12 protein-coding genes are annotated in these 13227 nt (G+C 69.6%); 7 read left to right on the forward strand and 5 right to left on the reverse strand.

Annotated elements, in window-relative coordinates; translation table 11 throughout:
- Positions 1 to 229 precede the first annotated feature (229 nt).
- From IG78_RS0129960 to IG78_RS0129985, 7 genes are all read left to right on the forward strand, one after another.
- Positions 230 to 685, forward strand: coding sequence for a hypothetical protein (locus IG78_RS0129960; protein WP_030568758.1), 456 nt, complete (start codon positions 230 to 232; stop codon positions 683 to 685).
- A 9-nt stretch (positions 686 to 694) separates the two neighbouring features.
- On the forward strand, positions 695 to 2491 hold the full coding sequence (locus tag IG78_RS0129965; protein ID WP_030568760.1) for an alpha/beta hydrolase: 1797 nt from the start codon (positions 695 to 697) through the stop codon (positions 2489 to 2491).
- Positions 2492 to 2498: 7 nt separating this feature from the next.
- On the forward strand, positions 2499 to 3002 hold the full coding sequence (locus tag IG78_RS49535) for a hypothetical protein (RefSeq protein ID WP_157855914.1): 504 nt from the start codon (positions 2499 to 2501) through the stop codon (positions 3000 to 3002).
- Positions 3003 to 3113: 111 nt separating this feature from the next.
- The gene (locus IG78_RS0129970; protein ID WP_030568762.1) at positions 3114 to 4598 is read left to right on the forward strand and encodes an MFS transporter; all 1485 of its coding nucleotides are present in this window, start codon (positions 3114 to 3116) and stop codon (positions 4596 to 4598) included.
- A 230-nt stretch (positions 4599 to 4828) separates the two neighbouring features.
- Positions 4829 to 6622, forward strand: a complete 1794-nt coding sequence (locus IG78_RS0129975; RefSeq protein ID WP_030568764.1) for a DEAD/DEAH box helicase — start codon at positions 4829 to 4831, stop codon at positions 6620 to 6622.
- Between the two features lie 360 nt (positions 6623 to 6982).
- Entirely contained in the window at positions 6983 to 7624 is a 642-nt protein-coding gene (locus IG78_RS0129980; RefSeq protein WP_030568766.1) for an IclR family transcriptional regulator, read from the forward strand.
- An 88-nt stretch (positions 7625 to 7712) separates the two neighbouring features.
- The gene (locus IG78_RS0129985; RefSeq protein ID WP_030568768.1) at positions 7713 to 8522 is read left to right on the forward strand and encodes a S16 family serine protease; all 810 of its coding nucleotides are present in this window, start codon (positions 7713 to 7715) and stop codon (positions 8520 to 8522) included.
- Between the two features lie 180 nt (positions 8523 to 8702).
- On the opposite strand, the gene IG78_RS0129990 is transcribed toward IG78_RS0129985, so the two are convergent.
- The 5 genes from IG78_RS0129990 to IG78_RS0130015 all read right to left on the reverse strand — a co-directional run bounded on the left by IG78_RS0129990 (position 8703) and on the right by IG78_RS0130015 (position 13176).
- Positions 8703 to 9317 carry an ArsR/SmtB family transcription factor gene (locus IG78_RS0129990; RefSeq protein WP_030568862.1) on the reverse strand — a complete coding sequence of 205 codons (615 nt, stop codon included), beginning with the start codon at positions 9315 to 9317 and terminating at the stop codon, positions 8703 to 8705.
- 143 nt (positions 9318 to 9460) lie between these two features.
- The gene (locus tag IG78_RS0130000) at positions 9461 to 10441 is read right to left on the reverse strand and encodes a glycine betaine ABC transporter substrate-binding protein (RefSeq protein ID WP_030568770.1); all 981 of its coding nucleotides are present in this window, start codon (positions 10439 to 10441) and stop codon (positions 9461 to 9463) included.
- Positions 10438 to 11289, reverse strand: a complete 852-nt coding sequence (locus IG78_RS0130005) for an ABC transporter permease (RefSeq protein ID WP_030568772.1) — start codon at positions 11287 to 11289, stop codon at positions 10438 to 10440. Before IG78_RS0130005 ends, IG78_RS0130000 begins: the two co-directional genes overlap by 4 nt.
- A gap of 5 nt (positions 11290 to 11294) precedes the next feature.
- A complete protein-coding gene (locus IG78_RS0130010) occupies positions 11295 to 12536 on the reverse strand; it encodes a betaine/proline/choline family ABC transporter ATP-binding protein (protein WP_030568774.1) in 1242 nt (413 codons plus the stop codon).
- Positions 12529 to 13176 carry an ABC transporter permease gene (locus IG78_RS0130015; RefSeq protein WP_030568776.1) on the reverse strand — a complete coding sequence of 216 codons (648 nt, stop codon included), beginning with the start codon at positions 13174 to 13176 and terminating at the stop codon, positions 12529 to 12531. The genes IG78_RS0130010 and IG78_RS0130015 overlap by 8 nt, the downstream gene beginning before the upstream one ends.
- Positions 13177 to 13227: the final 51 nt, after the last annotated feature.

The following is a 13227-nucleotide window of genomic DNA, read 5'->3' on the forward strand; positions in this document are numbered from 1 at the left end:
GGCGCAGGCGACTTGGACGGAGCGGTCTGGTTCGCGGTGGGCCAGGGGGGCGGCGACGAGCCGAAGAAGGGCAACGCCGCCGAAATTCGCCGGAAAGGCACGCCACTTGAGTACTTCTACTCACTCGGCAGGCGCTGACTATCGGTAGCCTCACGGAGGTTGCCGTAGCACAGTCGCAACGCGTGGAGCACAGGCGTGCTTCGCGCGGGACACGGGGAGGTCCGAACGCATGGTCTGGCAGGAGTGGGAGCAGTTGAAGGCCGACGCGGCCGAGCGGCACTCCCCGGCGATGCAGATCAACAGTGCGCCGAAGGGGGACGACGGCGGGGGTGGGGGCGCCTGGGGTGGCCTCAGATCCAGCAAGGCGGCGTGGACCAAGGCGGGAGACGGGGTCGGCGGCCTGCGGGAGGGCTTGGGGAAGGCACTGGCGAAGCTGGAGGAGGGGCAGGCGGGGCTCGGCGGACTTGACGGGTGCCAGAGCGCCGCCGCGCAGCGGGAGGTGCACCGTTCCTGGGAGCGGTACGTGAAGGACGTGAGCAAACGCTGCGGGAGCCTCGGGGAGTTGCTGGCCAAGATGGGGAGCGACCAGCAGAAGACCGATGACACGGTCAGGGCGGAAATCGAGAAGTTGAAGGACGTGTACGCGGATACGTCGGCGCTCGGCGGTCAGCCAAAGGAACGGTGACCCCGCCCCGTGGACTACAAGACGCTCAAGTCCCTGAAGCCTTCCGAGTTCGAGGACGCCGCTGATGGTTACCGCGCGACGAGCGACATGGCCAGCGCGGCCAAGGACCGCATTGAGAACTTGGTCGCTCCCGGCATGCGGACCTCGCTGGAGGGAAAGACCCAGGAGGCCGCGCTCCAACAGCTCAAGGCGCTGAGCCAGAACTTCCACTACACCCAGACGGAGTGCGGCCTGATCGCCACGTCGCTCAACGCGCTCGCCCACGACCTGGCCTCGGCCAAGCGGAAGCTCGACTCGGCGGTCGCGGACGCGCAGGCCGAGAAGTTCACCGTGAACCCGGACGGCTCCGTGACGTACCCGGCAGCCGGGGAGAAGACCGACGGCAAGCTCCCCGAGGGCGGCACCGCGAAGGGCACGACGGACGACGCCGCTGCCGACGTCTACCGCCAGTCGGCCAACTTCAACCCCAACCCGAACTTCGGCCGCGCCCAGGAGTACGCCAACCGCATCGCCGCCGCCCTCCAGGAGGCCACGGAGGCGGACGGGGAGTGGGCGCCGAAGCTTCGGGCGCTGAAGGCGGACGACGATCTGACGGTGTCCCATCGGGACTGGGCGGACGTCCAGTCCGATACGCGTGGTGTCAACAAGGGGGCCAAGGAGTACCTGGAGACGCTTGGGGGGCCACCGAAGGACGGCACTCCTCAGGACAATGCGAAGTGGTGGAAGAGCCTGACTGAGGAGGAGCGTGCCGACTACGTCGCTCTTCGCCCAGCTTCAGTTGGCGTGCTCGACGGGCTGCCCGCCGATGTGCGCGACGAGGCCAACCGCACGGTGCTCGCCGAGAAGCGAGCTCAGTTCCATCTGGAGCTGAATTCCTTCCCGCCGATGCCGATGAAGTATCAGCCGCCGACGTCCGGCACAACGCGCGAGTACCGGGAATGGGTGGAGAGGACGGGTGGGGAGGACCGGCTGGAGTTCCTGAGGAACTCGATCAAGGGTATGGACACCATCCAGGATCGCTTCGACCGCACCGGGCAAGGGCCTGATGGTCTGCCCCGCGCCTATCTCCTGGGCTTCGACCCGAAGGGAGCCGGGGATGGGCGGGTCATCATCGCCAATGGAAATCCGGACACGGCGGACCATACAGCGGTTTATGTGCCGGGAACGGGAACAGACCTTGCTGAGATCGGAGGGGACCTCAAGCGCAGTGATGACCTCTGGGCGACGACCAGCAGCAAGGTGCCAGGCCGTGAAGTTTCAACGATTACCTGGCTCGACTATGACGTTCCCAGATCAGCGAAGCCAGTGGTTGAGGGAGACCTCATTCCGGAGGCTAGTAATCCGAAGTGGGCGATACGGGCGGCGTCGCCGTTCAGCGAGTTCATGAGTGGCGTGCAAGAGGCACAAGGCGGTCCGCAGGCGAGTCACACCACTGTTGTTGGTCACAGCTACGGCAGTACGGTCATCGGTGAGGCATCCAAGCACGGGGACCTCGCGTCCGACGACATCGTGGTGGCCGGCAGTCCAGGGATGCAGACGAAGCATGCGGACAATCTTGATGTGGAGAACGGGCACGTATGGGCGATGAAGGCTGAAGGGGACGCAGTCCCCACATTGGGAAGCCTTGTGGGACTCGGTGAAGACTCCACCGTGCCCACGGATCCTGAATTCGGTGCCAATGTCATGAAAACAGATACGGACGGCCACAGTGGATACTGGGATAGCGATAGCGGCCGCCCTTCGCTTAGCTTGAAAAATCAAGCTGCTGTCATCGCGGGGAAGTATGACGAAGTGGTTCTCAAGTAAGTGTGTGATGTCGGTCCTGCTGGCCGCCGTGGCGGCTTCTTCGATCACAGGATGTACGGAGATGGATGATTCTGGTAAAGAGCCGCAGAAGCGCGAGGAAAAAGATTCCACCGATGATGCGGCGAAGTTGTCCAGTCAGATACTGGACATCATGGGCCTGAAGGGTAAAGTCACCAAGGCGGCTCCAGGTGCATACCCGTGTGGCGACAGGGATCACGAGAAATACTACGCGGTGCATCATCCCTGGAGCGTTTATGATGTACCCGTGCCGGATATGGAGAAAGCGATGAAGCGTCTCAAGGAAGAGCTGCCGCAGCGGGGTTGGAAAGTTACTGGATACGGTCCCGACTCCAGCCGTGCCAAGAGTCTGCAACTTGGCGCTGAATTCTCTGAGAAGAAGTTCAAAGTGGTTATCACCCTCCAGGACCGCCGAGGGCGTAGCAAGGATCCATCCATTCTTGAAGTCGACCTTGGGTCGGCCTGTTTCCAGTACCCTGACAAGTCATCGTGACCTTCGTGCACCGCGCGGCTGAAGGTCCCGCGGATGTACGACCAAGGGACCAGGCCGGGGCCGTCCTCCGGCAGGCGCGGACTGTCAGTGCTGGCTCCTAGTCTGGCCCGCATGAGTAGCCCTGAGCCCCCTGACGTGGATGTCGTCACCGGCACCTCCGCCAGCGAGGCAGTGTCGTCCTTGCCGGAGGAGCAGCGGCACAAGGGCGGCGGCGTCCTCGCCAAGCCCTACCGTGCCCTCAGCGCCGGCATAGTCTCCGTCGTCTTCCTCATCGCCTTCGAGGCGACCGCCGTCGGGACGGCCATGCCCGTCGCGGCGCGGGAGCTCGACGGCATCCCGCTGTACGCCTTCGCGTTCTCGGCGTATTTCACGACGAGCCTGTTCGGGATGGTGCTCTCGGGGCAGTGGGCCGACCGGCGCGGGCCGTTGGGGGCGCTCGCGGGCGGGATCGGGGCGTTCGCGGCGGGGCTGCTGCTCGCGGGGACCGCGGGTGCGATGTGGCAGTTCATCCTGGGGCGCGCGGTGCAGGGCCTCGGCGGCGGGCTCGTCATCGTGGCGCTGTACGTGGTGGTCAGCCGGGCCTACCCGGAGGCGCTGCGGCCGTCCATCCTGGCGGCGTTCGCCGCGAGCTGGGTCATACCGTCGGTGATCGGCCCGCTGATCGCCGGCACGGTCACCGAGCACGCCGGCTGGCGCTGGGTCTTCCTCGGCATCCCCGCGCTCGTCGCCGTCCCGCTCGCCCTCGCCCTGCCCGCGATCAAACGTGCCGCCGCCGGTCCTGTGGACCCGGACGCCCCGGCCGAGGCATTCGACCGGCGCCGCACCCGCCTCGCCCTCGGCATCTCCCTCGGCGCGGGACTGCTCCAGTACGCGGGCCAGGACCTGCGCTGGCTGTCCCTGGTCCCGGCCCTGCTCGGCGCCGCCGTCCTCGTCCCCGCCGTCCTCGGACTCCTGCCGCGCGGCACCTACCGGGCCGCCCGCGGGCTGCCGTCCGTCGTGCTGCTGCGCGGCGTGGCCGCGGGCTCGTTCGTCGCCGCCGAGTCCTTCGTACCGCTGATGCTCGTCACCGAGCGCGGCCTGTCGCCCACCCTTGCCGGGCTCTCCCTCGCGGCGGGCGGCGCGACCTGGGCCCTCGGCTCGTACGTCCAGTCCCGGCCGCGCATGGAACCCCACCGGGGCAAGCTGGTGGCCCTCGGGATGGTGCTCGTCGCCGTCGCCATCGCGTCCGTGCCGAGCGTCCTCGTCGACGCCGTGCCGGTGTGGATCGTCGCCGTCGCCTGGGGCGTCGGCTGCCTCGGCATGGGCGTCGTCATCGCCTCCACCAGCGTCCTGCTGCTGCGCCTCTCGCCTCCCGCGGACGCGGGCGCCAACTCCGCCGCGCTCCAGATATCCGACGGCCTGGCCAACGTCGTCCTGCTCGCCGCGGGCGGCGCCGCGTTCGCCGCGCTCGGCGGCGGCGCGGTGGGCGGCCACGGCGCCGGTGCCGACGTCGCGGGCTCGCACCCCACCGCCTTCGCCGCCGTGTTCCTGCCGATGGCGGCGGTGGCACTCCTCGGGGCGTGGGTGGGCACCCGGCTGCGCGTCCCGGCCCCGTAAGGGGCGCGGGGAACTGCGCGAGCAGCCAGAGAAAAGCCGCAGACGCCTCTGCCGAGGTCCCCGCAGACGCGTCTGCGGCTTTTTCGTGGCCGGCCGCGCAGTTCCCCGCGCCCCTTACCGGGCACCCCTGGCCCTACTGTGACCCCGGTCGCACCCGGGCCACCGGTAGGGTGGCCGGGTTGTCGTACCCGTCCAAGCCGCCCCGCGGCCCCCCGTCAGACCCGGAGACCGTGACTACCACCGCCGCCTCCTCACATCACCTCTCCCCGGCCTTCCCGGGCCGTGCCCCCTGGGGCACCGCAGGCAAGCTGCGTGCCTGGCAGCAGGGAGCGATGGACCGGTACCTGCAGGAGCAGCCGCGCGACTTCCTCGCCGTGGCCACGCCCGGCGCAGGCAAGACGACGTTCGCGCTGACCCTCGCGTCCTGGCTGCTCCACCACCACGTGGTGCAGCAGGTGACCGTGGTCGCGCCCACCGAGCACCTGAAGAAGCAGTGGGCCGAGGCGGCGGCGAGAGTGGGGATCAAGCTGGATCCCGAGTACAGCGCGGGACCGCTCAGCCGGGAGTACCACGGCGTCGCCGTGACGTACGCCGGTGTCGGCGTGCGGCCGATGCTGCACCGCAACCGCGTGGAGCAGCGCAAGACGCTGGTCATCCTCGACGAGATCCACCACGCCGGTGACTCGAAGTCCTGGGGCGAGGCCTGCCTGGAGGCGTTCGAGCCCGCGACCCGCAGGCTCGCCCTCACCGGTACGCCGTTCAGGTCCGACACCAACCCGATCCCCTTCGTCGCGTACGAGGAGGGCAACGACGGCATCCGGCGCTCGGCCGCCGACTACACCTACGGATACGGCAGCGCCCTCGGCGACGGCGTCGTCCGGCCCGTGATCTTCCTGTCCTACAGCGGCAACATGCGCTGGCGCACCAAGGCCGGGGACGAGATCGCCGCCCGGCTCGGCGAGCCCATGACCAAGGACGCCGTCTCGCAGGCCTGGCGCACCGCGCTCGACCCACGCGGCGACTGGATGCCCAACGTGCTCCAGGCCGCCGACCGGCGTCTCGGCGAGGTCCGCAAGGCCATCCCGGACGCGGGCGGCCTCGTCATCGCCTCCGACCAGGACTCCGCGCGCGCCTACGCCAAGCTGATCCGGGAGATCACCGGGCACAAGGCCACGCTCGTGCTCTCCGACGACGCCGGGGCCTCGCAGCGCATCGACGACTTCAGCCGGAGCGACGACCGGTGGATGGTCGCCGTCCGCATGGTGTCCGAGGGCGTCGACGTGCCGCGGCTCGCCGTCGGTGTGTACGCCACCACCATCTCGACGCCGCTGTTCTTCGCCCAGGCCGTGGGGCGCTTCGTGCGGTCCAGGCGGCGCGGCGAGACCGCGTCCGTCTTCCTGCCCACCGTCCCCGACCTGCTCACCTTCGCCAACGAGATGGAGGTCGAGCGCGACCACGTGCTCGACAAGCCGAAGAAGCAGGGCGAGGAGGACCCGTACGCCGAGTCCGAGCAGGAGATGGACGAGGCCAATCGGCAGGAGGACGAAGAAGACGGGGCCACCGGCGAGCAGTTGCCCTTCGAGGCGCTCGAGTCCGACGCCGTCTTCGACCGGGTCCTCTACGACGGGGCCGAGTTCGGCATGCAGGCGCACCCGGGCAGCGAGGAGGAGCAGGACTACCTCGGCATTCCCGGTCTCCTCGAACCCGACCAGGTGCAGATGCTGCTGCAGAAGCGGCAGGCGCGGCAGATCGCGCACAGCAAGAAGAAGCCCGCCGAAGAGGCCGATCTGCTCGAACTGCCCGCCGAGCGGCGGCCCGTGGTCTCCCACAAGGAACTGCTCGAACTGCGCAAGCAGCTCAACACCATGGTCGGCGCGTACGTCCACCAGAGCGGCAAGCCGCACGGCGTGATCCACACCGAGCTGCGCCGCACCTGCGGCGGCCCGCCCAGCGCGGAGGCCACCGCGGGTCAGCTCCGCCAGCGCATCGCCAAGGTCCAGGAGTGGGCCACCCGCATGAAGTGACCCCCGGGGCGCGGGGCGGCGTGCGGGGCGAGACACGGGCGGAACCGTACAAATACAGTGCCGCGCGCCGGGCCGCACACCGTGCCCGACCGTACGCCGTGGTACGTCAGCGCGTAACGGTTCGTGCGTGTCACGTGCAGACACTGTGCGCGCCGCGTCCATCGGCGGGCGGGCGTACCGGGGTATTACGGGCAGTCTTTCCGCGCTCTTGACCGGATTCTGGACGGAGTCTTCCGCTGAGCGGGACGCCCTCGCTACTGTCCCCGCTACACAACGCACCGTGGCAGCGTCGCCCCGGAGCGCGTCCGGTGCCCGCCGCAGAGGGGGCCGTCGACCCTCACCACCAAAGGAGTGGGCGTCGTGACCGCGGAGACATCTCAGACGCTCGACCGAGGACTGCGCGTCCTCAAGCTGCTCGCCGACACCGACCACGGACTCACCGTCACCGAGCTGTCCAACAAGCTCGGCGTGAACCGCACCGTGGTGTACCGCCTGCTCGCCACGCTCGAACAACACGCGCTCGTACGCCGCGACTTGGGCGGCCGTGCGCGCGTCGGGCTCGGTGTGCTGCGGCTCGGCAGGCAGGTCCACCCGCTCGTCCGGGAGGCCGCGCTGCCCGCTCTGCGCTCCCTCGCCGAGGACATCGGCGCGACCGCGCACCTCACCCTCGTCGACGGCACCGAGGCACTCGCCGTCGCCGTCGTCGAGCCGACGTGGACCGACTACCACGTGGCGTACCGCACCGGCTTCCGCCACCCCCTGGACCGGGGCGCCGCGGGACGCGCCATCCTCGCCGCCCGGCAGGGCCAGATCACCGATCCCGGGTACGCCCTCACCCACGGCGAACTGGAGGCGGGCGCCAGCGGGGCCGCCGCCCCGCTCGTGGGGGTCACCGGCATAGAGGGGAGCGTGGGCGTGGTGATGCTCGCCGACTCCGTGCCGGAACGGGTGGGGCCACGCGTGGTGGACGCCGCCAGGGAGGTGGCCGACGCGCTGCGCTGAGGCGTATCAAGCCCGTCCGGCGTTTGAGGACGAGCCAGGCCGGAGGCCGCGATCACCCACGACGGCGCTCAAGCTTTAGAGTGAGGCGGTGTTCTCCCGCCTCGCTCGACTGAGCCGCCCCAAGGCCCTCGCCGTCTCGGCGGCCCCCCTCGCCGCCCTGCTCGCGGTCGCCGCGCTCGCGCCGCTGCCGTTCGCCGTCGCCCAGCCGGGCGGCACCGCGGACGTGCTCGGGAAGTACAAGGGCAAGCCGGTCCTCACCGTCACCGGAGCACCGCAGCGCAAGACCGAGGGGCAGTTGCGGATGACGACCATCGTGGCGACGGGCCCGCAGATGGACGTACGGATCGGGGATGTCGTCGACGGATGGTTCCGCACGGACCGCGCCGTGATGCCGAAGGACTCCGTCTATCCGAGCGGCGACGACGTCGAGAAGGTCGAGGAGCACAACCTCGGCGACATGCGGAAGTCCCAGGGCAAGGCCACGCGGGCCGCGCTCCGCTATCTGCGCGAGAACGGCGTCGAGGGCACCGACAAGGTCGGCGTCGACGTCGACCTCGGCAAGATCGGCGGGCCGAGCGCGGGCCTCTTCCTCTCCCTCGGCATCATCGACAAGCTGGACGGCGACGGCAGCGGCGGGGACCTGACCGGCGGCCGCACCATCGCGGGCACCGGCACCATCAGCGAGGACGGCGAGGTGGGAGCCGTCGGCGGCGTCGCCCTGAAGACCCAGGCCGCGGGCCGGGACGGCGCCACCGTCTTCCTCGTACCCAAGGACGAGTGCTCGGACGCCGAGGCCGAGAAGCCCGAAGGCCTGAAGCTCATCCCGGTGACTACGCTGTCGGGCACGATCGACGCGCTGCGAGCCCTGCGGAAGGGCGAGCCGGTCCCGAGCTGCTGACCAGGCGCAGGCCCAACTCGACCATGGTCCATCCCAGTTGGCTGCGGATCGGGGCGCGCGGCTCGGGCCGCACGGTCGCCGCCCTGGTCAGTTCCGCCGCGCGGGTACGGTGCAGATACAGATGTACGTCCGGGTGCATCGCCATGCCTCTCAGTCCGTGTCGGTCCGTGTCAGTCCGTGTCAGTCCGTGCGCCGGGTCGGGAGCAAGTGCGTGTGGACGCGGACCGTCGCCGTGTCGGCCGTTTCCGTCTCCGGCGCCAATCCCCGGTAGCTCTCCACGAGTTCGTGCAGGCGCGCCTTCAGCTCCGCGGTCTGCCCGGGCGTCAGGGTCAGGGAGAAGTCGCTGATGTCGGAGCTCTCGACCCACTCCTGCGTCCAGTCCTCGTCGGTGGCGATCCAGGTGGTGACCTCGGTGGCGTGCTGGGTCGCGTGCTCGTACATGAACGCGTTGTAGGCGCCGCGCACCTCCGGGTCCGCGTCCCTGCCGAGCTGGTTGTCCACGTACGTACCGTCGTAGGTCGCCCGCCACCACCGCTCGCGCCCCTTGCCGCGCCCCGGGTCGTCCTCGGCGAAGCCGTGCTCCGCGAGCTGGCGCAGGTGATAGCTCGTGGCGCCGCTGGATTCGCCCAGGCGCTTGGCGAGCTGGGAGGCGGTCGCGGGGCCGTCCAGGCGCAGCGAGCCGAGCAAGCGCATCCGCAGCGGATGCGCGAGCCCGCGCAGCGAGCGCGGATCGAGATGCTTGACCTTGCGGGGCTGTGCCGCCTGCTCCGGCGGCGACTGTGGCTCATCCGTCATGCTCCGCAGCCTACGCGTGCAAAGACTCCGTTGCAACGGTTTCTTTGCAGCGAAGTCTTTGCATGATCCCCCGGGTGCTCCGGGTGCTCCGGGTGCTCCGGGTGCTTCGGGTGCTCCGGGTGCTCCGGGCGGCGCGGCCGGGCCTACTCCTTCACGAACCCCTCCGCCACCATCCAGTCCTTCGCCACCTCGTGCGGGTCCTGGCCGTCGACGTCCACCTTCGCGTTCAGGGCCCGCGCCACCTTGTTGTCGAGCTTCTTGGTGACGGGGGCGAGGATGTCCGCGATCTCCGGATGCTTCTTCAGGGTCTTGGAGTTGATCGCGGGGGCGGCGTTGTAGTTGGGGAAGAAGTTCTTGTCGTCGGCCATGGGCGTCAGGTTCATGGCCTTGATGCGGCCGTCGGTCGTGAAGACCTCGCCGTAGGTGCAACTGCCCTTCTCGGCCTGGGTGTAGATGATCCCGGTGTCCATCTGCGTGATGTTCCCCGCGGGGAGCTTCATGCCGTACTTCTTCTGCATGCCGGGCAGGCCGTCCGCGCGGTTGGCGAACTCGCCCTCGACGCAGACCGTGACCGCCTTCGGGTCGGACTTCGACAGGGCGGCGACGTCGGAGAGCGTCTTCGTGCCGTACTTCCTGGCGTTGGACTCGTTCATCGCGAGGGCGTAGGTGTTGTTCAGGGAGGCCGGGGGCAGCCAGGTCAGGCCGTTGCCGGCGTCCGCCTTGCGTACGGCGTCCCACTGCTGGTGCGGGTCCGTGATGGGGTCGGAGTTGCCCAGGTAGGTGATCCAGGCGGTGCCCGTGTACTCGTACATGGCGTCCGCGTCCCCGCCCTTGACGGCCTCGCGCGCGCCGATGGAGCCCTGGATGCCCGTCCGGTCGAGGACGTCCGCGCCTGCCGCCTGGAACGCGATGCCCATGATCGCGCCGAGGATGAGCTGTTCGGTGAACTCCTTGGAGGTGACGGTGAGGTCGGCGCCCTCCAGGGGCCTGCCCTTGCCGACGGTGCCGGGCTCGACGTCGTCGACCATGGGCGAGCCACTGGTGAGACCGCACCCGACCGCCGCGAGCAGAACTCCGCCCACCGCCGCGAGCACCTTCGTACGAGTAAGCAGTACGAGCCTCATGACCGCACCTCCAGGCCACGCGGACTGAGCACCAGTTCCGCCAGGGAGGCCAGCCAGTCCACGAGCAGGGCGAGCACCACCGTCAGGATCGAGCCGAGCATCAGGACCGGCATGCGCTGGTTGGTGATGCCCGTGGTGATCAGGACGCCGAGGCCGCCCCCGCCGCCGAAGGTGGCGAGCGTCGCCGTGCCCACGTTCAGGACGAGCGCGGTGCGCACACCGGCGAGGATCAGGGGCACCGCGAGGGGCAGCTCCACCTTCACGAGCACGCCGAGCGGGGACATGCCGATGCCACGCGCCGCCTCCAGGAGCGTGGGGTCGTTGGCGCGCAGGCCCGCGATGGTGTTGGAGAGTACCGGCAGGACGGCGTAGATGACGATGCCCGTCAGAGCCGCCTTCTCGCCGATGCCCATCCAGATGACCAGCAGGGCGAGCAGGCCGATCGCCGGGGTCGCCTGGCCCGTGTTCGCCAGGGCCATGACCACCGGCGCGCCCTTGCGGAAGGCGCCGCGGGTCAGCAGGATGCCGAGCGGGATCGCGATGATCAGGACGAAGAACGTGGAGATCACCGTCAGCTCGATGTGCTGGCGCAGGGCCTTGCCCACCTGCCCGTTGGACAGCGCGTTCTCGGAGAGGGGGTCCAGGTCCGCCTGCTCGAACCAGAGCCAGGTGGCGACCAGCACGGCCGCGAGCACGGCGGGCAGGACGGTCACCTTCTGCCAGGTGACGCGGCGCGGCTGCCGCGCCGCCACCGGCGAGGCGGGCGCCTCCTGCCCGGCCGTGTCCTCCTCGCGCAGGGTGCCGTCGAAGGCGGGGTCTTCGGGTTCGCGGGGCTCGGCCCCGGGCATCGGCGTCACGCCCTCGCCTCCCCGCTGCCGCCCTCCTGCTCGTGCCGCGTCAACTGCGAGCGCTGCTCCTCCAGTTCGTGCTGGTGCTCAAGGGCGTCGAGCCGGTCGGCCTCCAGCATCTCGTGCACGGAGTTCATCAGGGTCTCCATGTCGACGACGCCCAGGTACTCGCCGCGGCGGCCGGTGACGGCGACCCGGCCCGCGTTGTCGGTGAGTACGGCCTCCAGGGCGTCCCGCAGCGTCGCGTCGCGGGTCACCGTGTCGTGTACGAGGGTGCCCGCGCGGGCCAGTGAGCCCCTGGCGCGCATCAGGTCGCCGCGGCGCAGCCACTTGTAGGGGCGGTGCCGCTTGTCGAGCAGGAGAAGTTCGTTGGTGCCGCTCGCGCGCAGCTTGTCGAAGATGAGCTGGAGCGGGTCGTCCACGGTCACCGTCGGTACGTCGGCCATCTCCACGTCGCGCACGCGCGTCAGGTTCAGGCGCTTCAGGGCCGCGCCCGCGCCCACGAACCCGGACACGAAGTCGTCGGCCGGGTTGGTGAGGATCGCCTCGGGGGTGTCGAACTGGGCGATGTGCGAGCGCTCACGCAGGACGGCGATGCGGTCGCCCAGCTTGATGGCCTCGTCGAAGTCGTGCGTGACGAAGACGATGGTCTTGTGCAGCTCGTGCTGGAGCCGGATCAGCTCGTCCTGGAGGTGGTCGCGGGTGATGGGGTCGACCGCGCCGAAGGGTTCGTCCATCAGGAGTACGGGCGGGTCCGCGGCGAGCGCGCGGGCCACGCCCACGCGCTGCTGCTGGCCGCCGGAGAGCTGGCGCGGATAGCGGCCGTGGAACTCACCGGGGTCGAGGCCCACCAGGTCGAGCATCTCCTCCACCCGTGCGGAGACCCGTGCCTTCCGCCAGCCGATCATCTTCGGTACGAGCGCGATGTTCTGGGCGACCGTCATGTGCGGGAAGAGCCCGGAGGACTGGATGGCGTAGCCCACCTTGCGGCGCAGCTTCACCGGGTCGATGTCGGTGACGTCCTCGCCGTTGATGCGGATGCGGCCGCTCGTCGGCTCGATCAGACGGTTGATCATCTTCAGCGTCGTGGACTTCCCGCAGCCCGAAGGGCCCACGAAGATGACGGTCTCGCCCGCCTGGATCTCCATGTTCACGCTGTCCACGGCCGGTTCGCCGCTGCCCGGATAGCGCTTGGTGAGGTGGTCGAGCTCGATCGTCGCGCCGGTGGTGGCTGCGGTCTCAGACACGGATACCCCTCGGAATCGTCAGCCGGCCGATCAGGACGTACACGGCGTCGAAGAGCAGCGCGAGGAGGATGATCCCGAGCGTGCCCGCGAGTACCTGGTTGAGCGCGTTCTTGCTGCCGAGGGAGGCGATGCCGCGGAAGATCTCGTTGCCGAGCCCGGGCCCCGAGGCGTACGCGGCGATCGCGGCGATGCCCATCAGCATCTGCGTGGAGACCCGGATACCGGTCAGGATCGGCGGCCAGGCAAGGGGCAGCTCGATCCGCACGAGCCGGTGCAGCCGCGACATCCCGATGCCCTTCGCGGCGTCCACCAGGGTCGGGTCGACCCCGCGCAGGCCGACGATCGCGTTGCGCACGATCGGGAGCAGCCCGTACAGGGTCAGCGCCGTCACCGTCGGCGCGACGCCCAGGCCCACCACCGGGATCAGCAGACCGATCATGGCGAGGGACGGAACGGTGAGGATCGTGGAGGTCACCGTGGTCGCCAGGTTCCCCGCCCACGCGCTGCGGTACGTCAGCACACCGATGAGCACGCCGACGGCCGTGGCCACGACCATGCACTGGAAGACGGCGCCGGCGTGCTGGAGCGCGTCCGCGAGCAACTGCTGACGGCGATTGCCGAGGTACTCCCAGAAGTTCATCTGTGCCGCTCACCTCGCCGAGCTCGCCCGGACGGCGCCGGGATCCTCCCG

It is taken from the genome of Streptomyces aureocirculatus, from assembly GCF_000720475.1.
Lineage (GTDB): Bacteria > Actinomycetota > Actinomycetes > Streptomycetales > Streptomycetaceae > Streptomyces > Streptomyces aureocirculatus.

Coding starts and splice junctions, on each gene's coding strand:
- IG78_RS0129960 (WP_030568758.1), top strand. CDS start 230: ATGGTCTGGCAGGAGTGGGAGCAGTTGAAGGCCGACGCGGCCGAGCGG.
- IG78_RS0130000 (WP_030568770.1), bottom strand. CDS start 10,441: ATGAGGCTCGTACTGCTTACTCGTACGAAGGTGCTCGCGGCGGTGGGC.
- IG78_RS0130015 (WP_030568776.1), bottom strand. CDS start 13,176: ATGAACTTCTGGGAGTACCTCGGCAATCGCCGTCAGCAGTTGCTCGCG.
- IG78_RS0129990 (WP_030568862.1), bottom strand. CDS start 9,317: ATGACGGATGAGCCACAGTCGCCGCCGGAGCAGGCGGCACAGCCCCGC.
- IG78_RS49535 (WP_157855914.1), top strand. CDS start 2,499: ATGTCGGTCCTGCTGGCCGCCGTGGCGGCTTCTTCGATCACAGGATGT.
- IG78_RS0129970 (WP_030568762.1), top strand. CDS start 3,114: ATGAGTAGCCCTGAGCCCCCTGACGTGGATGTCGTCACCGGCACCTCC.
- IG78_RS0130005 (WP_030568772.1), bottom strand. CDS start 11,289: ATGCCCGGGGCCGAGCCCCGCGAACCCGAAGACCCCGCCTTCGACGGC.